Raw genomic sequence first — 26,349 nt, forward strand, 5'->3', positions numbered from 1 at the left:
CTGATATAACGAATGGTCTTCCGGCATGTACTATGAGTGACGATCCTACCAGCAATTCCCCGAATGAGCAGATGATGTGTCCGCATTGTGGGCACCCGATGAATATTTCCGGATTGAGGCCATTTTCTAAAGTCGACTGTCCGGCCTGTGGTCAGGGAACCCGGGTGCATACCCAGTTGGGGGTGTATCGGATTTTGGATTGTGTCGGCAGGGGAGGGATGAGTGAAATTTTCCGGGCTGAAGATACGATTCTCGGTCGCATTATTGCGTTAAAAATTCTGAACGAAAACTATTCTTCCCAGAAAGATCGCGTAGAAAAGTTCGAGCAGGAAGCTCAGATCATGGCCAAGGTTCGCCATGAGAACATTGTCAAGGTCTATACGGTCGGGCGTGCTTTTGGTCATGTGTTTATTGCGATGGAATTGGTAAATGGGCGCGATCTTGAAACGCTCATGAAGTTGCGAGGCGAACCTATCCCGGAACCGGAGGCTCTGGAAATTGCTCTTCAGTCGGTAGAGGGCCTGATGGCGGCTGATGACGCCGGTCTTGTACACCGTGACGTCAAACCGGCTAATATTCTTTTGGATGCATCCGGGACATGCAAAATCGTCGATTTCGGTCTTTCTTTGCTGCAATCGGAAAAGGATGATTCGGAAGAGATTTGGGTAACTCCTTATTATGCATCTCCGGAAGCCCTGCGGCGTGAATTGGAAGATTCCCGCTCCGACATGTATGCCCTGGGTGTGACTCTGTTCCAGATGTTGTCCGGAAAGACTCCTTTTGAGACGATTCCCAGTTCCGTTCATGCATTGCTGGATATCAAGAAGAAGATTCCTTCCGTTCGGCGGGTTGCTCCGGAATTGTCTCCGATGACCCGTCATATTGTCGATAAGTTGATGAACTTCGACAAGGAAAAACGCTATCAGTCATATGCTGAACTTCGGGATGATCTGATCCAGGCTCATGCGCTTCTTGCCTCGGAGGACGGAGATTGGAGGGTCAAGCGATCCAGTCTTATCAGGAGGTACAAGAGGAATCGTTTCCGCATGATTGCTGCGATTTGCGCTGGGGGGATACTCTTGGCCGGAGGGATTGTGTTTTGGATAACGAGCCTTCAAAAAGTTTCTCAGACGGATGTTCCTCCCATTGTCAAGGAGGAGGAGAAAGCCCCTGTTGTTCACATGATGAACGGAGAGGAAATAGGGCAAGCCTATTTGCATGCCGAAGAAACGCTGAAATCCGGTTATCTGGATGATGCCCGCCGGCAGTTTGAACGCCTGTTGGATGAACAGCGTTGCCCTCTTGCAACGGCGGCCTGGTCGGCATTGAATGCCGCCTATGCCTGCTGGATACTCGGGGATGACCACCACGGGCGTTTTCTGATGCAGCAAATGGTGGACAGAGTGGAAAAAAATGGAGAATCTGCCGAAGCGAAAGGGAGTGCCGTAGATGTCATGGAGTTAATGAAGGCATTGCTGGCTTCTTCCCAAGAGGAGAATGTCCGGAATTTTGAAGCGGGTGATCCGATGCTGTTATATTGGCTTGTCGGTTCGGGCTTGAAAGCATGGAAGGAGGGTAACATCACCCGGGCAGCTTCTTTGTTTGCCAGGTTGGAGGAATTATCTCAGACAGAGGGGGAGGGGATATCCGGCAGAACCTGGAATAATCTTTTATCTTCGTATATTCAGGATGCTGCCTCTGTGAAAAAGTTGATGTCTATGCCGGACGAGACATTACCGCAAGCCCGTACCAAATTGGACGGCTTGATGAATCCGCCCGATCAGCAAAGTCCGGGGACTGCGTACAAAAGAATTCTTGCAAGTCTGGTCAGGCAGCAGGAGGCCCATGTCCTGGATTTGAAGGAAAGATCGAGGGATGACGGCGATCTTTCGCCATCCGGGCAGGATTCTTCCCGGCAGAAGGATCCCGAAGATCAAGGCCAGCCTCAGGAAGATGAACAGGCTCGTATTCAGCGTGAGCGCGAGCAGGAAGAAATCCGCCGTGCCCAGGAAGCGGAACGGCAGCAGGAGGCTGAACGACTGAAGCTTCAGGAACAAACCCTGCAGAAGAACCGAGAAACTGTCCAGAAGGGAGTGGTCAGGGCGGTTGAATTGATGGAAAAGTCCTGGAATTTCTCTTCGGCAATGGAGGAGTTGCGCAAGGTGGAAGAATTCGCCGTTCATGACGATTCGTTGAAGGACCGGGTACAGGCATATCTGGAAATGGCTTCTCTGGCGGATGGGTTTATGGCGAAAACTCTGGAACAGTCTCTTCGCCTGCCTCAGCCCAAAAGGCAGCTCGCCTTGCAGGATGGAACGACGGTGCAGCTACAGGGGTATGACAAGAGCAAGAATCTCATCACCGTGATGACTCCAAGTGGACGTGTTTCGCGTCCGGCGCATGATCTGGGGATTCATACGATGATTCGCTTGCATCGTGCGTGTCTGGCGCAGTCTGGAGCCAAACCCGCCGAGGAGAGACAGCGCCATCGGGATGCCCTTGTTTTTATGTTTTTGGCGGGCGGACGCGAATCTGCTGTTTCGACCATGGAAAAATGGCTTCTGTCCAGCCCGGATAATACGTTGGAATTTATGAACCAATGGCAGGGATGGATGATTGCCTTGGATGAATGAAACAAGTAGGTTCGGATGAAAGGGCTTGCCGCTTGTCGAACGGCAGTTATGATCTTGACATTGATCTCTCCATGAAAAAGCTGCTTTTGTTTCCATTTTTTCTTGTTTGTTGTATAGCTTTGAGTGCTTGCTCCGGCTTTTATGGGTCGGTGGTTTCCGACCAGGTACAGAGGACCGAATCTTTGGTGACTATTCTCAAGGGTGTTCAGGATAAAGCTTCTGCCGACTCTGCTGCGTCCGGCGTTTATATGTACCGTCATTCTCTGGAGGAAGTACTCCAGGGAATTGTCAATGCGGGCAAGCCTTCCATGCTCGACCTCCTGCGGTTGAAAAACCAGTTGACTGATCTGAAAACGGGCCAGTCAAGCAAGGATCTGATCAGTCAGTACATTCGTCTTTCGACAGTTGATTTTTACGGTTCGGCAGAGTTGAAGAATGCTTTCCGTCTGGGGGTGTCCCAGGCATGATGGAATGACAGGATGGAGTGTTTTGACGATGAAAGAATCGTTTCTTCCCGTTGAGGATGAAAAGGCCCGTGTTTTGCTGCTCGGATCGTTGCCGGGCGATGCTTCGTTGTCCCTGGCGGAATATTACGGTCATTCTCGCAATGCCTTTTGGCCGATTATGGGGGAGTTGCTCGGATTTTCTCCGCAGTTGCCCTATGAGGCTCGGTTGAATTTTTTGAAGCTCAGGGGGATTGCCTTGTGGGATGTGGTATCGCGTGCATACCGGAGAGGGAGCCTCGATTCGGACATCCGGGAGGCGGAACCGAACGATATTCCTGCCTTGTTGAGGCGTTGCCCGGGGATTGTGCGCATCGGTTGCAATGGCGGTGCGGCGTATACTCTGTTGAAGAAATTTTATCCGGAGTTGTTTCGGAACGAAGTGTGGGAGATCGTCCGCCTTCCTTCCACCAGTCCTGCGGCGGCTATGATCAGCTACTCGGCAAAGCGGGATGCATATGCCTCTTTCCTGAAAGAGTTGATAGGGGAGACGGAATAGTTCCATTCCCGGTTGCACGCAAGGCGTTTCCGGGAACGGATTCCATGACGATACGGTTGTTAAACACTGACTTCGGCAGCTTCTTGCTCCGGTTTTTCTTCTCCTGCCTCCTGGCTGCCTTCCAGAAGGCTGAGAAAGTCTTCCCAATTGGAGGGAAGTGCCGGGGTTGCCTTGAGGGCATTGATGATGATGCCGGTGCGAATATCGGTCATGAGTTGTTCGAAGAGGACATAGGCATCCGTTTTGTATTCAGTCAGCGGATTTTTTTGTCCTTGAGCCCGGAGATTGACTCCATCCCGCAATTCTTCCATGCTGCTGAGGTGTTCTTGCCAGTTGTTGTCAATCATCTGGAGCATCAGGGAGCGGAGGGAATAATCCATATATTCGGGAGAAAGGACCTGTTCCTGTTCATGGAAGCTTTTGGTTAGTTCTCCGATGATGATGTCGGCGATTTCTTCCTGGGTTTTCTCTTCGAGTTCGGAGGGTTCCTGAGGAAGGGAGATGGAATAGGTAGCTCCCATCCATCCGAGAAGGGAATCGATATCCGTGTCTCCCTCGGCATTTTTGATGTTCTCGGCAACCTGCCGAGGGATCATATCCCGGAGGAGATCGAAGAAAATGTCTTCCGGGTGCTCGGTTTTGAGGACCTCGTTGCGGAAGCTGTAGAGGACTTCGCGCTGAGTGTTCATGACATCGTCGAAGTCGAGGACATGCTTGCGCCATGAATAGTTGCGTTGCTCTATCTGTCGTTGGGCATTTTCTACTGTGGCGCTTGTGGGGATGCGCCGGGAGTCCGGTTCGTCCAGGGAATCTTCGATCATGCGGCTGGATTCCCGAACATCGCCGAAATTGCGTAGAAGGTCGTCTTCCAGTGAAATGAAAAACTGAGTGACGCCCGGGTCTCCCTGACGTGCCGCGCGTCCGCGTAGCTGGCGGTCGATGCGTCTGGATTCATAGTGCTCGGTACCTAAGACAAACAGGCCTCCCAGTTCGGCAACGCCCTCTCCAAGTTTGATATCGGTTCCGCGTCCCGCCATGTTGGTGGAGATGGTCACGGCTCCTTTTTGTCCAGCGAGGGCGACGATTTCCGCTTCACTCATATGGTTCTTGGCGTTGAGGACGACATGAGGGATGTGAAGTCTGTTCATCATGCGGGAGAGCGTTTCCGAGGCATCGACACTGGCTGTACCGACGAGAATGGGCTGACCTTTGGCGTGGATTTCTCGAATACGGACAATGGATGCGACGTATTTATCGTATCGAGTCTTGAAAATCAGGGCATTCAGATCAACCCGGCAGCATGGTTTGTGAGTTGGAATAGGAAGGACGTCGAGTTTGTAGATGTCGTGGAATTCCGCAGCCTCCGTTTCGGCAGTGCCTGTCATGCCTGCCAGTTTGCTGTACATGCGGAAGTAGTTTTGAATTGTGATCGTGGCGTAGGTGAGATTGTCCTTTTCCAGTTTGAGCCCTTCTTTGGCAGTAACGGCTTGGTGGAGACCGTCTGACCAGCGGCGCCCCGGCATTTCGCGGCCCGTATGTTCATCGACGATGACGACTTCTTCGTCCCGGATCACGTAGTCGACATCTTTTTCAAACAGGCAGTATGCCTTGAGCATCTGGTTGGTGGCATGAAGGGAAGCTCCCGCCTCGGCCAATTCTTGTTGGACACGGACTTTTTGCTGTTGGCGCGTTTCTCCTGGGTAAGGGGATTCAGCCAGTTTTTTGTTGATATCGGGTAAGATGAACGCGGCCGGATCCCCGGGAGCCAGGAATTGACGTCCCCGTTCCATGAGTTCGGCTTCGCGTCGTTTGCGGTCAACGACGAAAAAGAGTTCTTCCTTGAGGTCAATAAGGGGTTTTTTACTTGCACCTCGATGGAAACGGTTTTCCGTTTTCTCGACTAGAAGGAGAAGATCGGGGTTTTCCATCAATCGCATGAACATGCGGTTGCGTGGTTGTCCTAGTTTTACTTTGAAGAGGATTCTTCCGGCAGCCTTTTCGTCTCCGGACTCGTAAAGGCGCTGGGCTTCGGCAACTAATTCGTTGCAGAGAAGGGTTTGTTTTTTGTAGAGCTGTTCTACGGTGGGCTTGACTGCTGCAAATTGAGTTTCGTCGCCGGAGGTTGCAGGGCCGGAGATAATGAGGGGAGTGCGGGCTTCATCGATCAGGATAGAGTCGATTTCATCAATCAGGGCGAAGTAGTGACCGCGCTGGACCTGTTCGTCAAGGCTGGTTGCAATGCCGTTGTCGCGGAGGTAGTCGAAACCGAATTCGGAATTGGTACCGTAAGTGATATCACAGAGATATTGGCTCTTGCGCTCGGCATCGGGCATTTGGTTTTCAATACATCCAACGGTTAGTCCCAGAAAGTTGTAGAGGAATCCCATCCATTGGCTATCCCGTCGGGCGAGATAATCGTTCACTGTAACCATGTGGACTCCCTGACCAGTGAGGGCGTTCAGGTAGACGGGCAGAGTGGAGACGAGAGTTTTGCCTTCTCCGGTTGCCATTTCGGCGATGTAGCCTCGGTGGAGGGCAATGCCGCCCATGAGCTGAGTATCGAAGTGGACCATATCCCATACCATTTCCTGATCGCAGACATTGGTGGAATGGCCGCAGAGGCGACGGGCTGCGTTTTTGACGACGGCAAAGGCGGATGGCAGAATTTTATCCAGATATTTGTCCCTCATTTTCGGGAATTGCGGGGAGATGGCGGCAAAACTTATCTTGGCCGCGTCTAGGCCGGCAGGAGTTGCTTCCACATGTTTGGGAAGGGAAGGGAAGTCGGGGCGCAGTGCATCGAACCTTTGTTGGATAGTCTTGGCCCAAGCAGCTATTTGACCGGGATCGGCTTCGTCGATCATTTTTTTTCTGGGAAGTTCCAGAGGGAGGAAGCGGTGGAGCCAGGACTGCCATTCTTTTGTCATAGCCTGCAGTTCATCGTCCTTTTTGGATTGCAAGGAGCGTTCGAGTTCGTTGATTTTTGCGACGATAGGCTTCAGTTTGTTGATTTCGCGCGTGTTTTTGCTGCTGAAAATTGTGGAGATAAAATTGAACATAAAAAAATGGGGTGAAGGTGTTTGGCCCGGGGGATAGTACGGGCGCTGATGAGGGTAAATGGAATGTGCCTGTTGCATACGGCACAGTAGACCGTCGGAATATAAGACGGAATCAAACGAGAATAAGGGACTGCCGTGGTATCAGTGAGGCCGCAGCTTGTCGTAGGGAATGATTTCCTGATAGGAAAGACAGGGAGGAATGTCCTCAAGTATGGCTAAAGTTTCCCCGTCCGGGAGCGAAGCTACAATTTCCGACAAGGGAGATGGGGGAAAGGAAGATACTGTGGAATTGGAGAACCCGGCAGTAACGTCTGTTAGGTATTTACTGGCACCTGCTTTGTAAGAAAATTGATATGGGAATCCGGCAAGGAGGAGGGATACTCTGTCTAATGATTCTTCTGTGGAATCATCGTTGAAATCGCCAGGCAGCTCTTCCTTGTTTTTTCTGATACTTTTGAATCTGCCATAGCGATCCATTCCGTATTTGCCGGATCCGGAACTTACGCGTCGCTGGCGTTGCAGTCTGTGTTCTTCTTCGTTCCAGATGGAGGCAATTTCCGAAGCGTTTGCTGTTGCGCAATGAGACGTCTGTGCCAGATATCCGTTACCCGTCGCCTCCCGGAAGGAATCTTTCCCCATACCCAGACAGCACAGGACGGCAGCCAGGAAACTGAGGAGATGGAAAAGGGAGGACAACATGAAAAGAGGAAGTTGACTAGTATGTACGTTCCAATCGGGGAGATCTGTCAACAGAATGAAGAAAAAACCTTTCCCTTACGGATAACGTTTCAGAAATACTCTGTCTGGCATGATGTACAAGAACGCAATTTGACATTGCTTCCGGGACATGGTGGTGCATCAATGGTAGCATATGCTGGCGAGATGGAGAAATAGCAAGGGGCAGGCGTATTTTGGAGTATGGGAAACCGTCTTCAGGTATGCGATTTTGTTGTGGCTGCTCTGTTTTACATTGATGGCAATTCCGGAATTTAAGAACTATTCGCCTCAGGCGTCATATGCGATGAATGTGTATGACTTCGTGATCAGGATTTTCTTCCTGCTGGAATTTTTCACGCGTCTGATAGTTTCTCGGCATCGCTTGAAGTATTTATTCAGCTTCATGGGAATCATTGATTTACTGGTATGCTTGCCCGTGATCCTGATTTTGGAAGGAATGAACCCGGAGGAAGTTCACTATTCTTTTCGCATGGTTCAGTTGCTGTGTATTTTCAAATTGGCCCGGTTCAATAAGGCTCTGGATCCATTAAAGAAAGCCTTTGGAATGATCCGGAACGAATTTGTGGCTTTCGTTGTTGTCTTTTGCTTTCTTCTCTATTTTCTAGGCATGGGTACTTACCTGGCGGAGCGCGAAGTACAGCCTGAACATTTCGCTTCTATTTTGGATGGACTCTGGTTCGGTGTTGAAACATTGACAACCGTCGGCTATGGAGACATCGTGCCGGTGACTCCTATGGGAAAGCTCTTTTCCGGGTGCATCATGTTCCTGGGGATTGCCCTGATCGCCATTCCTACTGGTCTGATTACATCGGCCATCACTCGCATTTGGCAGCAAAAGGAATTCTTGAACACCATGAAGCAAAATTCTCCGGCCAAAAGCACCATCCCTCCAGCTTCTGCTTCGGATGCGGGAAAAGATTGATCTTTGTCGGGAATTGGGATAATAATAAAGAAAACTAAAGTTTGTTCCATGTCCCTCTTTTCTGTCCTCCAGTTTTTACGGGTGCTTATTCCTATTGTAATGATTGGAGGGGCAACTTTGTTCTCTTATGCAGGGGTTGCTGGGGAAAAACCTAATATCCTGGTCATTCTGGCAGATGATATGGGTTGGTCGGATGCAGGCTGTTATGGTTCGGAAATCAGGACTCCTGCCATTGATTCCTTGGCGCGTGAGGGAATGTTATCGACCCGTTGCTACACGATTCCTCGCTGCTCGCCGTCCCGGGCTGCATTGATGACGGGGCGTTATCCGCAATCCGTGGGCATGGGACACTTGGATAATGATCTGGAGTTGCCCGGATACCGCGGGAGGTTGGACCCTTCCTGTCGGACTCTCCCGGAAATCCTCGGTGAGAAGGCTGGTTACAGAACCTACATGTCCGGCAAATGGCATTTGGGAAGCAAAATCGGAGAACGCCCTTGGGAACGTGGATTTCAACGCTACTTCGGGCTTTTGAGCGGCGCGAATTCTTATGTGACCCTTGACAAGGGACGTCTGATGGCAGAAGACGGCAAAATACTCGAAGCGGCTGATTTGCCGGAAGATTTTTACATGACCGAGGCAATTACACGGAAAGCGCTCTCGTACTTGGATGACGCTGCAAAACATCCGGATATGCCTTTTTTCATGTATGTTGCCTACACGGCTCCCCATACGCCGTTGCAGGCAAGCAGGAGGACAATTGATTCGTACAAAGGCACCTATTCCGAAGGCTTTGAGGCCGTCCGCCTCAAGCGGTTTAAGAAACAGAAGTCTCTTCATATCATTCCGGCAGACACGCAAATACCTGAAAATAGAAAACTTCCTGATACAACAACACGCGAAGAAGATATGCGGATGGCTATTTACGCCGCCCAGATCACGGACATGGACGAAGGAATCGGACAAATTCTTGATCGGTTGAAAAAATACGGAATGGAAGATAAGACTATTGTCTTGTTTCTTTCCGACAATGGGGCGACGAACGAAAATCCGGCTCGAGTCTACAGCCCTTATCCGGGAGAGAAGTGGACGCGCGCCGGGTATGGCAAAAACTGGGCAGTCGTTTCCAATACTCCGTATTTCGGGTTCAAATCCGGGACGTACGAAGGAGGGGAATCTATCCCTTGTCTGGTAAAATACCCTGGTAAAATACCTGCCGGTAAACGTTTTGATGGTATGATGCACATGATTGACATTGCTCCGACTTTGTTGGAATGCGCCGGAGTGCCGGCGCTTGCTGAAATGAATGGCATCAATCTGCTTCCCTATTGGCAGGAAAATCGGTTTGGAAGTCCTTCTCCTTGGAAAAATTCCGTAGCCGCGAGCCTGCCTGAACGTATCTTATATACTGAACATGAAAAGAAAAGATCTGTTCATTCTTTGTATTGGAAGCTGCATAAAAATGTCCGAGAACGGCAATGGTCTCTGTTTGCCAGCGATGATCGTTGTGAACTAAAAAATGTTGCTTCTGTCCATGAAGATGTTGTGGCAGACTTAGCCAAACGTTATGAGAACTGGGCTCGTTCGAATAACGTCGATGAAAGCATGAGAACCTATTGGCCTCTTCTCAAGGGAAAACAGGAAGAGAAGAAAAAATAATTGCTCATTTAGATCTCATTGTAATGATGTTATGGAAATGTTGGGGAAGCATTTCAAAAAATAATTACAAAGACTGATTGACAAAAACCATGTGACCGTTACTATGAGCGGCACCCCAACCGAGGGGATCACGCCGAAAGGGCAGACCTGCAACGACCCGGAGCTTGAAGAAAGCGAGAGGGACGGAGGGCTGGCCGGCCGGGTGAGAGCGAAGGAAAAGGTTCCGAGAAAGGGGCGCTTGTCCGGAGCGGAGAGAAGCTTGTCAAAGGGAATGACTTCCGAAACGCCGAGATGCGAGGGGTTGAGCGAGCCGCGAGGTGAGCGAGATTTCGAGCACAAGGACAACCTGTCTGAGAGGGAGCGTTTGGAGGAGGAAATGGGGAAGGGAAGGTCGTGACGCGCGCCGTGCTTGTTTTCAGCGAAGAAGCCAGGGTTGAGAATCCCTGGTGTAGCGAAAGGGCATGGCGCTGACAGAATCCAGGAAATGGATCCTGTTGGTCCAGCAATTTCAAATAGATAGATTATTTGATGGAGAGTTTGATTCTGGCTCAGAACGAACGCTGGCGGCGTGGATAAGACATGCAAGTCGAACGGAAGAATGCTAGCTTGCTAATATTCTTCAGTGGCGCACGGGTGAGTAACACGTGAGCAACCTACCTTCGAGTGGGGGATAGCCCCGGGAAACTGGGATTAATACCGCATGAGGTCGAAAGATCAAAGCAGCAATGCGCTTGAAGATGGGCTCGCGTCCTATTAGTTAGTTGGTGAGGTAACGGCTCACCAAGGCGATGACGGGTAGCCGGTCTGAGAGGATGTCCGGCCACACTGGAACTGAGACACGGTCCAGACACCTACGGGTGGCAGCAGTCGAGAATCATTCACAATGGGGGCAACCCTGATGGTGCGACGCCGCGTGGGGGAAGAAGGTCTTCGGATTGTAAACCCCTGTCATGTGGGAGCAAGCAGCAATGTTGATAGTACCACAAGAGGAAGAGACGGCTAACTCTGTGCCAGCAGCCGCGGTAATACAGAGGTCTCAAGCGTTGTTCGGAATCACTGGGCGTAAAGAGTACGTAGGCTGTTTTCTAAGTCAGGTGTGAAAGGCAGGGGCTCAACCCCTGGACTGCACATGATACTGGGAGACTGGAGTAATGGAGGGGGAACCGGAATTCTCGGTGTAGCAGTGAAATGCGTAGATATCGAGAGGAACACTCGTGGCGAAGGCGGGTTCCTGGACATTAACTGACGCTGAGGTACGAAGGCCAGGGTAGCGAAAGGGATTAGATACCCCTGTAGTCCTGGCAGTAAACGGTGCACGCTTGGTGTGAGGGGACTCGACCCCCCTCGTGCCGGAGCTAACGCGTTAAGCGTGCCGCCTGGGGAGTACGGTCGCAAGATTAAAACTCAAAGAAATTGACGGGGACCCGCACAAGCGGTGGAGTATGTGGCTTAATTCGATGCAACGCGAAGAACCTTACCTGGGCTTGACATGTAATGAACAACATGTGAAAGCATGCGACTCTTCGGAGGCGTTACACAGGTGCTGCATGGCCGTCGTCAGCTCGTGTCGTGAGATGTTTGGTTAAGTCCAGCAACGAGCGCAACCCCTGTGGCCAGTTACCAGCACGTTATGGTGGGGACTCTGGCAAGACTGCCCAGATCAACTGGGAGGAAGGTGGGGACGACGTCAGGTCAGTATGGCCCTTATGCCCAGGGCTGCACACGTACTACAATGCCCAGAACAGAGGGGGCCGAAGCCGTGAGGCGGAGGAAATCCTGAAAACTGGGCCCAGTTCGGACTGTAGGCTGCAACCCGCCTACACGAAGCCGGAATCGCTAGTAATGGCGCATCAGCTACGGCGCCGTGAATACGTTCCCGGGTCTTGTACACACCGCCCGTCACATCATGGAAGCCGGTCGCACCCGAAGTATCTAGAGCCAACCGCAAGGAGGCAGGGTCCTAAGGTGAGACTGGTAACTGGGATGAAGTCGTAACAAGGTAGCCGTAGGGGAACCTGCGGCTGGATCACCTCCTTTCTATGGAGAAAAGACAGGGGCGAGAGTTCCTGTCCAGGTCGATCCCGTTCTTTAGGGACGGGAAAGCCGGGTTCGCAAGGCCCGGCAACGATATTACAAGATGTGTAAGAAAAAGAAGTCCTTGAAGCGCAAGCGCAAGGCAAGTACGACGTGCGTGACGACCTTTCCTGTAAAAACCAACCCGTAACCGGATCCAATTGGGGGTATAGCTCAGTTGGTAGAGCGCCAGCTTTGCAAGCTGGATGTCCGGGGTTCGAGTCCCCGTGCCTCCACCACCCCAAACCTCGTAAAGCCCTTGAAAGGTAGGAAGTTTAAGGAAAAAGGCATGTAAGGAAGACTTGGCCTATAGAGAAAACCATGGGCCTGTAGCTCAGTTGGTTAGAGCACGCGCTTGATAAGCGCGGGGTCACAGGTTCAAGTCCTGTCAGGCCCACCATATAAAGACAAGCCGGCTCATAAGCCCGGAGAAGAAAAGAAGCGAAGCGAAGATTGACATCCGCGTGGCAAAAGGGTTCTTGTACCTAGGAGAAAGTCGTGAGACATTTTCAAAGGAGATCAAGAAAACCCTGAAGTGGGAAACTACAAAACACATATTGAATAACACGCAAGCATACAAGATTTAACAGTATCATCACATGGGGACTTGCTTTCCTTTCTGAAGGAATGGAATCAAGAAACCAAGGGCGTACGGTGAATGCCTTGGTGCCGACAGGCGAAGAAGGACGCGATAAGCTGCGAAAAGCCTCGGGGAGCTGCAAATGAGCTACGATCCGGGGGTATCCGAATGGGGTAACCTAACCGGGGGAAAGCCCGGTTGACGTTGTCTGAATACATAGGACAACGATCGCGAGACCCGCTGAAGTGAAACATCTCAGTAAGCGGAGGAAAAGAAAGAGAAATCGATTCCGTAAGTAGTGGCGAGCGAAAGCGGAAGAGCCCAAACCGAAAGTACTTCTTTCGGGGTTGTAGGACCACGCCATGATCGATCATGAAAGATAGCAGAACAGTTTGGAAAGACTGGCCGGAGAGAGTGAAAGCCTCGTAAGCGAAATCTTTTGTGAGATCTAGTGGACTCCTGAGTAATACACCACACGTGGAACGGTGTATGAATCCGCGCGGACCACCGCGCAAGGCTAAATACTAGTCGGCGACCGATAGTGAACAAGTACCGCGAGGGAAAGGTGAAAAGAACCGCTGTGAGCGGAGTGAAATAGAACCTGAAACCGTATGTCTACAAAGTGTCAGAGCAGCGCAAGCTGCGATGGCGTGCCTTTTGTTTAATGAGTCTGCGAGTCAGTGTCTGTGGCAAGACTAAGGGCTTCCGGCCCGGAGTCGAAGCGAAAGCAAGTCCGAACAGGGCGGTTTTTAGTCGCAGGTACTGGACCCGAAGCGGAGGTGACCTACCCTTGGCCAGGTTGAAGCGTCGGTAAAACGCCGTGGAGGACCGAACAGGTGAACGTTGAAAAGTTCTCTGATGAGCTGAGGGTAGGAGTGAAAGGCTAATCAAACCCCGTGATAGCTGGTTCTCTTCGAAATGCATTTAGGTGCAGCGTTACGTGCTGATGTGCGGGGGTAGAGCACTGACAAGGCTAGGGGGCACACCCGCCTACCAACCCTTATCAAACTCCGAATACCGCACAATGGAGCGTAGCAGTGAGACAGTGGGGGATAAGCTTCATTGTCGAGAGGGAAACAACCCAGACCAGCAGCTAAGGTGCCCAAACAACGTTGAGTGGAAAGGATGTGGGATTACACAGACAGTGAGGATGTTGGCTTAGAAGCAGCCACCATTTAAAAAATGCGTAATAGCTTACTCATCGAGTGATCCTGCGCCGAAAATGATTGGCGATGAAACGTTGTACCGAAGCTCTGGATTTCTCCTGCAAGGGAGGAGTGGTAGAAGAGCGTTCCGTGTACGTTGAAGGGCGATGGCGACTGACCCTGGAGAGCACGGAAGTGAGTATGCAGACATGAGTAACGTTAAGCCGGGTGAAATCCCCGGCCGCCGTAAACCCGAGGTTTCCAGGGCAACGAGATTCGTCCCTGGGTTAGCCGGGACCTAAGCCGAGGCCGAGAGGCGTAGGCGATGGACATCAGGTTAATAATCCTGAGCTTCCGACCCTTAAACTGGGGGGACGCATGAGTAGAGATGGACAGGTTATTGAATTCCGAGGCCGGTTTACGGACTGGCCGCACCATCAAAGCGAGTGCCAAGAAAAGCCCCAGCGTATGCTAAGGAACCCGTACCGCAAACCGACACAGGTGGGTGGGTAGAATATACCAAGGCGCAAGAGTGAACTCTGGTTAAGGAACTCGGCAAATTAGCCCCGTAACTTCGGAAGAAGGGGTGCCTGCAGAGATGCAGGCCGCAGAGAAATGGCCCAACCGACTGTTTATCAAAAACACAGCACTCTGCAAAGACGCAAGTCGAAGTATAGGGTGTGACACGTGACCAATGCCGAAAGATTAAGGCAAGGTGTTAGCCGCAAGGCGAAGCTCTGAACCCAAGTCCCGGTGAATGTCGGCCGTAACTATAACGGTCCTAAGGTAGCGAAATTCCTTGTCGGGTAAGTTCCGACCTGCACGAATCGTGAAACGAGTTGGGCACTGTCTCAACCAGACGCTCAGTGAAATTGTAGTGGCGGTGAAGATGCCGCCTACCCGCAGAAGGACGGAAAGACCCTATAGACCTTAACTGTAAGCTGTCATTGTTTCTTCGGTCTCAATGCTCAGAGTAAGTGGGAGACGTTGAAGCCGGCCTTTAGGGGCCGGAAGAGTCATCAATGAGACACCACCCTTTGAGACTGGAGAATCTAACGCTGAGCCGTGAAACCGGCCAGGGGACCGTGTCAGCCGGTCAGTTTTACTGGGGCGGTATCCTCCCAAAGAGTAACGGAGGAGCGCGAAGGTTGGTTCAGCGCGGTTGGCAACCGCGTGACGAGTGCATGGGCATAAACCAGCCTAACTGTGAGACCGACAAGTCGATCAGATGCGAAAGCAGGCCCAAGTGATCCGGCGGTAGAAAGTGGAATTGCCGTCGCTCAACGGATAAAAGGTACCTTAGGGATAACAGGCTGATCACGCCCAAGAGTTCATATCGACGGCGTGGTTTGGCACCTCGATGTCGGCTCGTCGCATCCTGGGGCTGGAGAAGGTCCCAAGGGTCCGGCTGTTCGCCGGTTAAAGCGGCACGCGAGCTGGGTTCAGAACGTCGCGAGACAGTTCGGTCCTCTATCCTCTGTGGGCGTTGGAAAATTGAGGGGTTCAGACCTTAGTACGAGAGGACCGGGTCTGACGCACCACTGGTGCACCGGTTGTATTGTCAAATGCACGGCCGGGTAGCTAAGTGCGGAAGGAATAAGCGCTGAAAGCATCTAAGCGCCAAGTCCCTCCCAAGATGAATTTTCCCCATAGGAACGTGGAAGACGACCACGTCGATAGGTCGCAGGTGGAAGCGCAGCAATGTGTTGAGCCGAGCGATACTAAACTCCGAAAGACTTGATTCCTCCCTTTTAGGAAAGGGAGCAATCCTCATGTGAAGGTATTGTGAAGAAGCCTTGCATGGTATGAAAGAGTGGAAAGTAAGACCCATAACAGCAGAAACACCCCGCCACGCGGATGTCAGGCTTCGAGCCCGGCTTCCTCCCCTTTTTCCCTTGCCTCCGCGTCCAAAACAGAAGAAGATCAATCCCCATCATCCCCCCCCCGAGAGACCCCCGGGCAGGCAGAACGGACACCCCCCCCTCCCCAGAAAACGGGAGCCTCCGCCCTGAAGCCCGGTGATCTTAGCCCAGTGGTCCCACCCGGTCCCGTTCCGAACCCGGCAGTGAAACGCTGGCGCGCCGATGGTAGTGAGAGTATAGCTCTTGTGAGAGTAGGTCGTCGCCGGGATTGATCATGAAGCCCCGCCTTGTCACCATGCAAGGCGGGGCTTCTCTGTTTATACTCGAATCCTCATCCCCGCGAAATGTGACGAATGCAGAAAAATCGAAATGATCTCGGAAAAGGAATATTGACGGAGGATTATCGTGGAGGCTCTCTTGGCTTGCTAAGGCTGATGTGTACAGCAAAAAAAGGTTGCTGATATTTTTCCAGGAGGTTATTTGGTAAATACCTCAAAATCCAATGTACCTCGCTCGGTACCGTTCACAATAAGAGTAACCGAATGAGTACCGGGATAATGCTTTCTTGTGCTTGCATCTGCAAAGGAATGGTTTTTTGTATAAAATTTCTTCCCGTTTTCATTTAAAGAGATTTCGGATATTTGGAATATCTTTCGATTTCGTCTAGCATTTGCTTTCACGTAATCAATGCCATATTCCAGCCGTATCCTAGCTGCTTTTTTTGCGCCAATCGTAAAGGAAAAGGTCATATGTCCCCCAATGAAGACAGGAGCAACATCCAACACAAAGTCGTCAACATTCACACAAGCGGCATCTGCAAACCCCAGAATATCCAGCACATCCCTGTTGCCCTTTTTTAGGAGTGTTCTGCACCCGTGCTTGACAATCCAATCTGTATGCTTGTTTTGACCGTACCAATCCTTTGCTATTTTTACGACCAGATCAGGGTGTGTTTTGGAAATATCGTTCAGGTTGTTGGCCACGCTTTTACGGACATACAGTGAAGGATCGGCTTTAAGCTTCTCTAAAATACCAAGAATAGGAGACGGATCTTTTTTAAAGCTGGCTAATGCTTGTCCCCAGGGGAGTTGGGGCCGGCAACCCTCGCTGGCAAGCCTCCGGACGTGCTCATTGCCATGCCTGGCCCAAACGGCCATCTGCTGCATCATTCGTTTTTCATGGTTGATGATAAATGGCCTTACGGCAAATTCGGAAGATGAGGATGAGGTATACCTTTCCAATGCAGCCATTGACAAATCCCAATGACTCTCATCTTGACCATAGACTTCAACAAAATCCGGAAAGCATATTAAAGTGAAATCATTACATCCTGCAGGATAACTCTCAACGACTTTATCAATGATACCAAGCGCCTGTTCATAATCGGTTGGCAAATACTTTCCTAAATTGATGGCGATTTGACGCATTCGGGCTTTTAGTTCCAACGCATCCCATGTTTTATCCATAGTGGTGTCGATAAAATCGTTCACTTGAAACGAATGATATACGGTTTGAATGCGCAGGGCCAACTCGTGAAGAGACTCGTAATTATATTTGTTTTTTAGTAATTCCGGCATATATGCTTTCCTTCTTCAAATGGTGTTTCACCGGGAGAGTTATCCACGATTAATGGAATTGCCCATTCCGTTTCCGGAAGATTACAAGTTTCCTACCAAGTGCCTCCGAGAGCTCGAATGAGCTGAATCAGAGCGATATAGCGTGTGTTTCGTACTTCTGCGGCATTGCGCTCGTTAGTGAGGGTGATGGCTTGGACTGTGACGACGTCGAGGTAGTTGATTTTACCGGCACGGTATTGTTTGCTTGTTGTGTCTTCTGATTGGATGGCGGCTTTGAGGGCGGCTTCTTGGGCAGCGGCTTTGTCGTCTAGGAGATTCAGAGCGGCGAGGGAGTCTTCTACTTCGCGAATGCTGTTGAGAACTGTATTTTTGTAGTTGGCGACGGCTTCGTCATAGGCGGCTTCCGCTTCGCTGACAGCGGCGCGACGTGTTCCTCCGTCAAAGACGGGACCGATGAAGTCGGCTCCGATGGACCATCCGGTATTGGGTGAGCTTAGCCAGTTCCCGAAGCTGGTTTGCTGCAAGCGGGCATTGGAGGAAATGATGAAGGATGGGTAGAGGGCTGCGCGCGTTTCTCCTATTCTGGCATTTGCCGAGGCGACGGCGCGTTCCGCAGCAGCGACATCCGGTCGTCTTTGAAGGAGGGTGGTGGGTATGCCTGCGGGGATGTTGGGAAGGATTGCATCCCAGTTTGACTGCTGGGGCAGGGAGAAGGATGAAGCTGATTTGCCGAGGAGGACGGCAATGCTGTTTTCAAGCCGGTTTCGGGTGATATCGAGTTCGATCGCCTGGGCTTCGGTGGATTTCAGTTGGGTTTCCGCCTGCATGACGGCAGCCGGGCTGTCGACTCCTTGTTTGAATCGTACGCTTGTAACGTGGAGGGCCTGTCTGTAGCTCTCAATGGTTTTAGCGTAGAAATCGCGTTGGGTGTCAAGGATGCGGATTTCAAAATACGCCATGGCAAGCTGGGTTTGCATGCTCAATCGGACGGATTCGAGCTCTGCTTTGCTGGCATCGGTATCGGCTGCCGCTCCCGCGATGCGGCTGCGGATTTTTCCCCAGAGGTCTGCATCCCAAGAAGCGGCGGCTTGCAGGTCATAGTTATTGCTGATGTTACCAGAGTTTTTAGCGGAAGTACTGTGCGAGGATTGTGTGGTGAGGCCGGCATCTATCTGCGGCAGAAAGGAACCGGCTGTCTGGCGAAGGAGGGCTTCCGACTGTCGATAGCGGGCTTCGGCCATGACTATATCCAGATTTCCGGTGTTGAGTTCGTCCATGAGTTTGCTGAGGACGGGATCCTTGAAGATTTTCCACCAATTCCCGCGTTGGACATGGTCGCTGGGAGCGGGGGCGTGCCATTGTCCGATGTTTTTATAATGTACCGGCATGGATACTTCCGGGATACGATAGGGAGGAGCCACGCTGCAGGAAGGGTAGAGAAGCAGGATTCCGCAGAGAATGGTAATGAGGAGGCAGGTGTTCACGGGTGTATCTGTGGTTGGGCGGATGCCGGGGAATAAGGATGGCGCCGGGTGTTCCACCATCTCTGGAAACGTTCCATGTACAGGTAGACGACGGGCGTTGTATAGAGGGTCAGGAGCTGGCTGAGAATAAGTCCTCCGATGATGGCCATTCCGAGGGGTTGGCGCGTTTCGGCTCCATCTCCCCGGCTGATAACCAGGGGAACAGCTCCGAAGATAGCGGCCATGGTGGTCATGAGAATGGGACGGATACGCAGCATACATGCTTTGAGGATCGCTTCACGGGAAGACAAACCCTCATTGCGTTCGGCTGCCAGGGCAAAGTCTACCATCATGATAGCGTTTTTTTTGACGATGCCAATCAGGAGGACGACTCCGATGAGAGCCATGACTGTGAATTCTGTCTTGAACAGAAGCAGGGCCAGCAAAGCCCCGACACCGGCGGACGGCAATGTGGAGAGTATGGTCAGGGGGTGGATGTAGCTTTCGTAAAGGATGCCCAAAACGATGTAGACGGCCAGGATGGCGGAGATAACCAGAATGATCTGACTAGAGGTGAGATCCTTGTAGGCTTTGGCGGTGCCCTGGAAGCTACCTCTCATGGTATCGGGAGGATTCATGGTTTGAACGAGGTTTTCGATAATGGGCGAGACATCGCTGAGAGCGTAGCCGGGTTTCAGGTTGAAGGAGATGGTGCCTGCTGCAAATTGGGACTGATGGTTGACCGAAAGAGGAGTAACGGATGAAACGGTTTCCGAGATGCTGCTGAGGGAGACGGATTGCCCGGCTTTATTGCGGACGTAGATGGATTTTAACGATGTGGGGTATTCAAGATAGTTTCCTTCCGCCTCCAGGACGACCCTATACTGGTTAAGAGGATTGTAAATGGTGGCGACTTGTCTTTGCCCGAAGGCACTGTTGAGAGCGGAGTTGATGGAGCGGAAGTCGATTCCCCATCGGGTGGAGGCATCCCGGTTGACGTCGAGGAATACTTCCTTGCCTTGGATTTGCTGGTCGCTGATGACGTCTGTGATGCCTTCAACGGATTTGAAGGCATCTTCAAGACGGGGCACCCATTCCCGGAGGTCATCGACATTGTCGGAGAGCAAGGTGTATTGATAGAGTGAGTCGCTGGAGCGACCTCCGATGCGGATTTCCTGGGGGACGTTGACGTAGATCGGGCCTCCGGGGAGATTGATCGTGCTGTTCCGGATACGGGTGGCGATGTCGCGCGAAGAAGCCCGGTTCCGGCGTTCGTCCAAGGGTTTGAGGGCAACGAAGAAGCTTGCTCCTCCGGATCCTGTGGTGTGACCGGAGACTGTGGTGACATCGGGATCGTTATAGAGAATTTCGCCAAAGCGGATCAGATGGTCTTTGGCCGTTTGGAAAGAGGTATTCTGGTCAGGACGGATGGATGCTCGCAGGCGTCCCAGATCTTGTTCGGGGAAGAAGCCTTTGGGGATGATGTAGTAGAGGTAGCCGTTCAGTCCGATAACGAGGAAGAAGATCGTCATCATGATTCGCTTGTGAGCCAGGGCCAGTTTGAGGGAAGCTTCGTAGAGCGAGGTCAGGGTATTGCTGAATGTGGCTGCCGTTCGAGCCAGGGTGTTTTTTTGCGGCTCTTGCCGGGTTGGCTTATTCTTTTTCCCGCTCAGGAGGCGGGTGCACATCATGGGAGTTGTTGTAAGGGATATGACCATCGAGATTAGAACGGCTGCGGCCAGTGTGATGGAAAATTCCCGGAATAACCGTCCGATAATACCTTGCATCAGCAGGAGGGGAATGAAAACGGCCACGAGGGAGAGACTGATGGAGATGACGGTGAATCCGACTTCCCGGACACCTTTAAGCGAAGCTTGCAGAGGAGAGAGTCCGGTTTCGAGGTGACGGGAGATATTTTCCAAAACGACGATAGCATCGTCTACGACAAACCCCGTTGCGACAATGAGGGCCATCATGGATATTTGGTTGATGCTGTATCCACAGGCATACATGACGGCAAAGGTTCCCAGCAGCGACAGGGGAACGGTAACGGCCGGGACGAGGGTGGCCTTGATTTTTCTCAGGAAAAGGAAGACGACCAGGATGACCAGAGAGACGGAGAGGATCAATGACCGTTCCACTTCATGAAGGGCTCCTTTGATGGAAGGGGTCCGGTCCAGGGTCGGCTCAATGTTCATTTCTGCCGGGATGAGGGCTTTGAGTGCCGGGAGAGTGTCGTAAACGCGTTTGATCGTTTCGATGATATTGGCGTTACTTTCTCGGAAAAGTATGAGAATGATTGATTCGCGTCCGTTGCAAAGGCCGTAGTTACGGTCGTTTTCCATCGCATCGGTGACGGATGCGATGTCGCAGAGACGGATGGGTACTCCGTCCTTGTAGGCCACGATGAGAGGGGCGAATTCATCGGCGGTACTGAGTTTGTCGTTGGTGTAAATGCTCCATGAAAGATCTTCTCCATGGATGAACCCCTTGGGAATGGTGAGATTTGCAGTTGTCAGGGCTTTCCTGATGTCTTCGAAGTTCAGGTCGTATTTAGCGAGTGAGGCAGGGTTGACTCGAACCCGTACGGCAGGCAGGGAACCTCCTCCGATAGTGACTTCGCCTATGCCTTCGATCTGGGAGAGTTTTTGGGAAAGGAGAGTGGAGGCAACATCGTACATCCTGGCTCTGGACTGAGTATCGGAAGTGAGAGCGAGGATGAGGATGGGGGCGTCGGACGGGTTGACCTTTCGGTAGGTCGGGTTGTTAGGCATACCCGACGGCAGCATGGCACGGGAAGAGTTGATGGCAGCCTGGACTTCCCGGGCGGCTTGGTCGATGTTTTTGTCGAGGTCGAATTGGATGGTGATGTTCGAACGTCCAAGAGAACTGTAGGAGGTCATTTCCGAGATACCGGAGATGCGCCCTAAAGAACGTTCCAGCGGAGTGGCGACGGTTGCTGCCATGGTTTCCGGACTGGCTCCGGGGAAGTTGGCTCGTACATTGATAGTAGGGTAGTCTACTTCCGGCAGCGGAGCGATGGGCAGGAGATTGAATGCAACGAGTCCGAGGAGAGCCAGTCCCAGCGAAAGCAGGGTTGTTGCAACGGGTCTTTTGATAAAGATTTCCAGGAACTCCATGGCGCGGGGGTGGCTATTGGATAGTTTCCTGCTCCTGCGGGGCGGGACGGTTGTGGCGGGAACCAGTGAAGCGGTCGAAGAACAGATAGATGACGGGGGTGGTGAACAGTGTCAGCAACTGGCTGAAGAGCAGTCCTCCGACCATGGCGATACCGAGGGGGCTTCTCAGTTCCGCCCCGACGCCACTGGACATCATCAGAGGAATAGCGGCGAACAGGGCGGCCATGGTTGTCATGAGAATGGGACGAAAACGCAGGATGCAGGCCTGGAAAATGGCATCCCGGGGAGAAAGTCCATGTCTTCGTTCAGCATCCAGGGCAAAGTCGATCATCATGATGGCGTTCTTTTTGACGATGCCGATCAAGAGGATAATGCCGATAATACCGATGATATCCAGGCCGCTTCTGCTGATGAACAGGGCAAACAAGGCTCCGACTCCGGCAGAGGGCAGGGTGGAGAGGATGGTAATGGGATGGATATAACTTTCATAGAGCACGCCCAGGACAATGTACATCGTGACGACGGCGGCGATGATGAGCCACAGGGTGTTGCTTAGAGAAGCCTGGAAAGCCTGGGCGGAGCCTTCGAATTCGGAACGGATGGATGCCGGAAGAGCGATATCGTTTTCAGTCTTTTTGATCGCTTCAACCGCTTCTCCCAAGGCGTAGCCGGGAGCGAGATTGAACGAGACGGTCGCACAGGGGAATTGACCTTTGCGATGGATGGCAAGGGACGCTTTTTTCTCGGTGATCCTGGCAATGTTGTTCAAGGGAACAGGTTGCCCGGAAGATGACGTGACGTAGATGTTGTTGAGAGAGCTTGGCGACATCCTGAAGTTTTTCCCGACTTCCAGAACGACTCTGTATTGGTTGGTCTGCGTGAAGATTGTCGAGACGAGACGTTGTCCGAAAGCATCGTAAAGGGCGTTGTCGACATCTGCCGTCGTGATGCCGAGGCGTGCGGCCTGATCGCGGTTGATTTCGACGAAGACTTGTCTGCCATCATTGTGGAAGTCATCCGCTACGTCCGATAACTCGGGCAGGGCATTGAGACTGTCGATGAGTTTGGGAACCCATTCTTCCAAGATTTCGGACTGCGGGCAGTCGAGAGTCATTTGAAACTGCGTACTGCTGACACGGTCTTCTACGGAGAGGTCCTGAACCGGCTGCATGAAGAGGGACATGTCTGTAATGCCCTCCGTTTTTTTCTGAATGCGCTGAATGATACCGGGGGCTCGCGAATGGCGCTTTTCAAGAGGTTTCAAGGTGATGAGCATGCGCCCCGTGTTCAGAGCGTTATTGTCTCCGTCAACTCCGATGAAGGACGATAGGCTTTGGACATCGGGATCTTCCAGAATGATGGCAGCCAGTTCCTGTTGTTTTTTTGCCATCGCCGAGAAGGAAATGTCTTCGGGTGCTTCGGTAATGGCTTGGATGATTCCCGTATCCTGTGTGGGGAAGAATCCTTTGGGAATGATTACATAGAGCCAGACGGTCATTAACAGGGTGATGGCGGCGACAGCCATGGTGGCTGTTTTGTGCCTGAGAACGACTTCCAGGATTTTCCCGTACAGGGAAATCATACCGTCGAACATAGCTCCCGTAGCCCGATAGAGACGGTTTTGGTTCCGTTGTTCCGAGGCGGGTTTCAGGAGTTTGGCAGACATCATCGGCGTCAGCGTCAGGGAAATAAAGCCGGAGATGAGAATGGCGACGGCGAGGGTGACGGAGAATTCCCGGAAGAGGCGGCCGACGACATCCTGCATGAAGAGCAGAGGAATCAGAACGGCAATGAGGGAGACCGTAAGCGAGATGATGGTAAATCCGATTTGTTTGGCTCCTTTTAAGGCTGCCTGCAGGGGGGATTCCCCTTTTTCCAGGTATCGGGCGATGTTTTCTACGACAACGATGGCATCGTCCACGACGAAACCGGTGGCAATGGTCAGGGCCATCAACGTCAAATTGTTCAGGCTGTAGCCCAAAAGGTACATAATGCCGAAGGTTCCTATCAGGGAAAGGGGTACGGCAAATCCGGGAATCAACGTTGCGGAAATATTCCTCAGGAAAAGGAAAACGACCAGAACGACGAGGATGACCGACATGATCAGTTCCTTCTGGACATCATGGACCGAGGCCCGGATGGTGACTGTCCGGTCACTTAGCTCGGTGACGTCGATATCTCCCGGAAGATTCTGTTGGAGAGTGGGGAGCAAGGCATGTATTTTGTCCACTACTTCAATGACGTTTGCCTCGGGTTGTCGCTGGATATTAACGATAATAGCCGGAGTCGCATTGGCCCATCCCGCCTGGAATTCATTCTCCGGACCTTCAACGACGGTCGCGACATCGCGGATGCGGATGGGGGCTCCATTTTTATAAGCAATGATCAGCTCCATGTATTCTTCCGCATTGCGGAGCTGGTCGTTGGCGTTGATCGTTGAACTCATGGTTGGTCCGTCGAAGCTGCCTTTTGCCTGGTTGAGATTGTTGTTGTCGATGGTGGTACGGACGTCTTCCAACGTCAACCCTTTGGATGCGAGGACGGTAGGATTGACTTGGATGCGTATGGCCTGGCGTTGTCCGCCACTGAGGGTAACGAGACCGACTCCGCTGATTTGGGAGAGTTTCTGCGCGAGGCGGGTATCGACGAAGTCCCTCATTTTAGGGAGAGGAAGGGATTCGGAGGTAATGGCCAGAGTCAGGATAGGGGCATCGGCCGGGTTGACCTTATTGTAAATGGGAGGATAGGGCAGGTCCTTGGGCAACATGGAGTCCGCCGCATTGATGGCGGCCTGTACCTGCTGTTCGGCGACGTCCATGGGGATATCCAGCCCGAATCGCAAGGTGACGGTGCTGGTTCCTCCTGAACTGGAGGATGTCATGCGCGTCAATCCGGGCATTTGTCCGAACTGGCGTTCCAGGGGGGCTGTGACTGCGGCGTTCATGACGTCCGGGCTTGCTCCGGGATACATCGTCAGGACCTGGATCGTGGGGTAATCCACCTGAGGGAGAGCGGATACAGGGAGTTGTTTATAAGCGATCAGGCCGGACAGTAGCAACGCTACCATGAGCAGCGTTGTTGCGATGGGGCGCAGAATGAACAGCCGTGAGAAGTTCATGGTTTCGGTGAAGAAATGCGGGATTTCCGGTTACTGGACGGAATCAGTCCGGGGTGTTTCTTCCCGTGCCTGGGCTTCTCGATCGATGGGGATGATATCCGTTCCGTCTCTCAGGCGGTCAAGCCCGTCGATGGCAACGCGTTCTCCTGCCTTGATGCCGTTGATGATGGCAATCATGTTATTCTTGGCGGGACCTGTGGTGACGGGGCGCATTTTCACCTTGTTTTCGTCGGTGATGATATAGACGAACTCCCCCGAGGTCCCCCTTCTGATGGCAATGTCACGGACGAGGGGGATATTTTCCAGTGTGTCGATCTTCAGTTTGATGTTGACGAACTGGTTGGGGAAGAGAATTCCCTCGGGATTGTCAAAAACGGCGCGGAGCTTTAGCATATCGCTGCCGGGATCGACCGCATTGTCGATTGTTTTTAGGAACCCGTCTGCGATCTTGTTTCTGTTGTCCCGGTCCCAGGCTTCAACTTCCAATTTTTGGCCGGCGCGTACCGGAGCTGTGATATCCGAGAGGTATTGTGATGGAACAGAGAAGAGGACGGAGATGGGATCTTCTTGTGTGATGGTCACGATTCCTTCCGCATCGGACGGACGGATGATGTTGCCGATGTCCACCTGCCGCAAACCGACGCGTCCGGTCAGGGGAGATGTGATCTTGGTATAGCCGAGTTCCAGTTTGGCTGCATCGACATTGCCTCTATCGGAGATGATAGCAGCCTCATACTGATTCTTCAGGGCTGCCTGGGTATCGACTTCCTGGCTGGCGATAGCGTTCTCCCGGAGCAGAGACTGATAGCGTTCCAAATCTCTTTGGGCATTGTCGAGCAAAGCTTTGTTTTTGGCAAGCTGGCCTTCAACCTGCATGAGCGCCGCCTCGTACGGTCTCGGGTCGAGTTCGGCTATGATCTGACCTTGCCGGACTATTGAACCTTCTTTGAAGTTTAGTTTCATGAGTTCGCCTTCCACCCGGCTTCGGACGGTGACTGTTTGCAGGGGAGTGACCGTTCCCAAGGCATCAATGAAGATATCGACATTGGCATTTTTGACGGTGAGATAACCAGTCGGTGTTTGCGGTTTGGCGATTTTCGGTTTTTCAATGGGTGTCATTTGGATGAACCCTGCAATGGTTTGCCTGCCTCCCGGCGTGAGTGCGAATCCGGCGACACAGGCCAGCAATACGAAGGAAATGGTTTTTTTCAAAGCGGAACGTCTTGATGGTGTAGCAGACATGGATGGAGAAGGGGGAAAAACGCAATCAAATAAGACATTTCGTGTAGCGTCTATCAACCATTTTTCCGAAACTCCGTGACATTTTGAAATGTGCGGATGTTAGTGACGGAAATGGATCGAGACATGAGGTAAGTGA

Annotated in this window: 12 protein-coding genes, 2 tRNA genes and 3 rRNA genes; 10 read left to right on the forward strand and 7 right to left on the reverse strand. The window is 52.0% G+C overall.

Going from position 1 to position 26,349, the window contains the following annotated elements; translation table 11 throughout:
* The first annotated feature begins 32 nt into the window (after positions 1 to 32).
* The 3 genes from QET93_RS05330 to QET93_RS05340 are packed head-to-tail and all read left to right on the forward strand — an operon-like array spanning position 33 to position 3,635.
* Positions 33 to 2,633 carry a serine/threonine-protein kinase gene (locus QET93_RS05330; RefSeq protein WP_280132819.1) on the forward strand — a complete coding sequence of 867 codons (2,601 nt, stop codon included), beginning with the start codon at positions 33 to 35 and terminating at the stop codon, positions 2,631 to 2,633.
* Complete coding sequence (locus tag QET93_RS05335) at positions 2,630 to 3,100, forward strand: hypothetical protein (protein ID WP_322190129.1); 471 nt, start codon at positions 2,630 to 2,632, stop codon at positions 3,098 to 3,100. Before QET93_RS05330 ends, QET93_RS05335 begins: the two co-directional genes overlap by 4 nt.
* A gap of 28 nt (positions 3,101 to 3,128) precedes the next feature.
* Entirely contained in the window at positions 3,129 to 3,635 is a 507-nt protein-coding gene (locus tag QET93_RS05340) for a DNA-deoxyinosine glycosylase (protein ID WP_280132821.1), read from the forward strand.
* Positions 3,636 to 3,694: 59 nt separating this feature from the next.
* On the opposite strand, the gene secA is transcribed toward QET93_RS05340, so the two are convergent.
* The gene (gene secA, locus QET93_RS05345; RefSeq protein WP_280132822.1) at positions 3,695 to 6,694 is read right to left on the reverse strand and encodes a preprotein translocase subunit SecA; all 3,000 of its coding nucleotides are present in this window, start codon (positions 6,692 to 6,694) and stop codon (positions 3,695 to 3,697) included.
* Between the two features lie 141 nt (positions 6,695 to 6,835).
* Positions 6,836 to 7,393, reverse strand: a complete 558-nt coding sequence (locus QET93_RS05350; RefSeq protein ID WP_280126884.1) for a hypothetical protein — start codon at positions 7,391 to 7,393, stop codon at positions 6,836 to 6,838.
* A gap of 172 nt (positions 7,394 to 7,565) precedes the next feature.
* Here QET93_RS05350 and QET93_RS05355 point away from each other — a divergent pair, with 172 nt between their 5' ends.
* The 7 genes from QET93_RS05355 (at position 7,566) to rrf (ending at position 15,941) form a co-directional block, all read left to right on the forward strand.
* Positions 7,566 to 8,354, forward strand: a complete 789-nt coding sequence (locus QET93_RS05355; protein ID WP_280132823.1) for an ion transporter — start codon at positions 7,566 to 7,568, stop codon at positions 8,352 to 8,354.
* Positions 8,355 to 8,402: 48 nt separating this feature from the next.
* The gene (locus tag QET93_RS05360; RefSeq protein WP_280132824.1) at positions 8,403 to 10,013 is read left to right on the forward strand and encodes a sulfatase-like hydrolase/transferase; all 1,611 of its coding nucleotides are present in this window, start codon (positions 8,403 to 8,405) and stop codon (positions 10,011 to 10,013) included.
* A 525-nt stretch (positions 10,014 to 10,538) separates the two neighbouring features.
* Positions 10,539 to 12,050: ribosomal RNA gene (locus QET93_RS05365) — 16S ribosomal RNA — on the forward strand.
* 199 nt (positions 12,051 to 12,249) lie between these two features.
* Positions 12,250 to 12,325 (forward strand) — tRNA-Ala (locus QET93_RS05370).
* 84 nt (positions 12,326 to 12,409) lie between these two features.
* Positions 12,410 to 12,486, forward strand: a tRNA-Ile gene (locus QET93_RS05375).
* A 231-nt stretch (positions 12,487 to 12,717) separates the two neighbouring features.
* A 23S ribosomal RNA gene (locus QET93_RS05380) occupies positions 12,718 to 15,556 on the forward strand.
* A gap of 269 nt (positions 15,557 to 15,825) precedes the next feature.
* A 5S ribosomal RNA gene (rrf, locus tag QET93_RS05385) occupies positions 15,826 to 15,941 on the forward strand.
* Together the 16S, 23S and 5S rRNA genes with 2 tRNA genes alongside form the textbook arrangement of a ribosomal RNA operon.
* A 208-nt stretch (positions 15,942 to 16,149) precedes the next feature.
* On the opposite strand, the gene QET93_RS05390 is transcribed toward rrf, so the two are convergent.
* The 5 genes from QET93_RS05390 to QET93_RS05410 form a co-directional block, all read right to left on the reverse strand.
* Positions 16,150 to 17,250: a DNA alkylation repair protein gene (locus tag QET93_RS05390; RefSeq protein WP_280131979.1), complete on the reverse strand. Its 1,101-nt coding sequence runs from the start codon at positions 17,248 to 17,250 to the stop codon at positions 16,150 to 16,152.
* Positions 17,251 to 17,342: 92 nt separating this feature from the next.
* On the reverse strand, positions 17,343 to 18,734 hold the full coding sequence (locus QET93_RS05395) for an efflux transporter outer membrane subunit (RefSeq protein ID WP_280131978.1): 1,392 nt from the start codon (positions 18,732 to 18,734) through the stop codon (positions 17,343 to 17,345).
* Positions 18,731 to 21,853, reverse strand: coding sequence for an efflux RND transporter permease subunit (locus QET93_RS05400; RefSeq protein WP_280131977.1), 3,123 nt, complete (start codon positions 21,851 to 21,853; stop codon positions 18,731 to 18,733). Before QET93_RS05400 ends, QET93_RS05395 begins: the two co-directional genes overlap by 4 nt.
* A 13-nt stretch (positions 21,854 to 21,866) precedes the next feature.
* Positions 21,867 to 24,971 (reverse strand): MdtB/MuxB family multidrug efflux RND transporter permease subunit, encoded by a 3,105-nt coding sequence (locus QET93_RS05405; protein ID WP_280131976.1) that lies wholly within the window; start codon positions 24,969 to 24,971, stop codon positions 21,867 to 21,869.
* Between the two features lie 30 nt (positions 24,972 to 25,001).
* A complete protein-coding gene (locus tag QET93_RS05410) occupies positions 25,002 to 26,213 on the reverse strand; it encodes an efflux RND transporter periplasmic adaptor subunit (RefSeq protein ID WP_280131975.1) in 1,212 nt (403 codons plus the stop codon).
* Positions 26,214 to 26,349 lie beyond the last annotated feature (136 nt).

Origin of the sequence: Akkermansia sp. N21116, from assembly GCF_029854705.2 — a bacterium.
Lineage (GTDB): Bacteria > Verrucomicrobiota > Verrucomicrobiia > Verrucomicrobiales > Akkermansiaceae > Akkermansia.

Coding starts and splice junctions, on each gene's coding strand:
- QET93_RS05330 (WP_280132819.1), top strand. CDS start 33: ATGAGTGACGATCCTACCAGCAATTCCCCGAATGAGCAGATGATGTGT.
- QET93_RS05335 (WP_322190129.1), top strand. CDS start 2,630: ATGAAACAAGTAGGTTCGGATGAAAGGGCTTGCCGCTTGTCGAACGGC.
- QET93_RS05340 (WP_280132821.1), top strand. CDS start 3,129: ATGAAAGAATCGTTTCTTCCCGTTGAGGATGAAAAGGCCCGTGTTTTG.
- secA (WP_280132822.1), bottom strand. CDS start 6,694: ATGTTCAATTTTATCTCCACAATTTTCAGCAGCAAAAACACGCGCGAA.
- QET93_RS05350 (WP_280126884.1), bottom strand. CDS start 7,393: ATGTTGTCCTCCCTTTTCCATCTCCTCAGTTTCCTGGCTGCCGTCCTG.
- QET93_RS05355 (WP_280132823.1), top strand. CDS start 7,566: ATGCTGGCGAGATGGAGAAATAGCAAGGGGCAGGCGTATTTTGGAGTA.
- QET93_RS05360 (WP_280132824.1), top strand. CDS start 8,403: ATGTCCCTCTTTTCTGTCCTCCAGTTTTTACGGGTGCTTATTCCTATT.
- QET93_RS05390 (WP_280131979.1), bottom strand. CDS start 17,250: ATGCCGGAATTACTAAAAAACAAATATAATTACGAGTCTCTTCACGAG.
- QET93_RS05400 (WP_280131977.1), bottom strand. CDS start 21,853: ATGGAGTTCCTGGAAATCTTTATCAAAAGACCCGTTGCAACAACCCTG.
- QET93_RS05405 (WP_280131976.1), bottom strand. CDS start 24,971: ATGAACTTCTCACGGCTGTTCATTCTGCGCCCCATCGCAACAACGCTG.
- QET93_RS05410 (WP_280131975.1), bottom strand. CDS start 26,213: ATGTCTGCTACACCATCAAGACGTTCCGCTTTGAAAAAAACCATTTCC.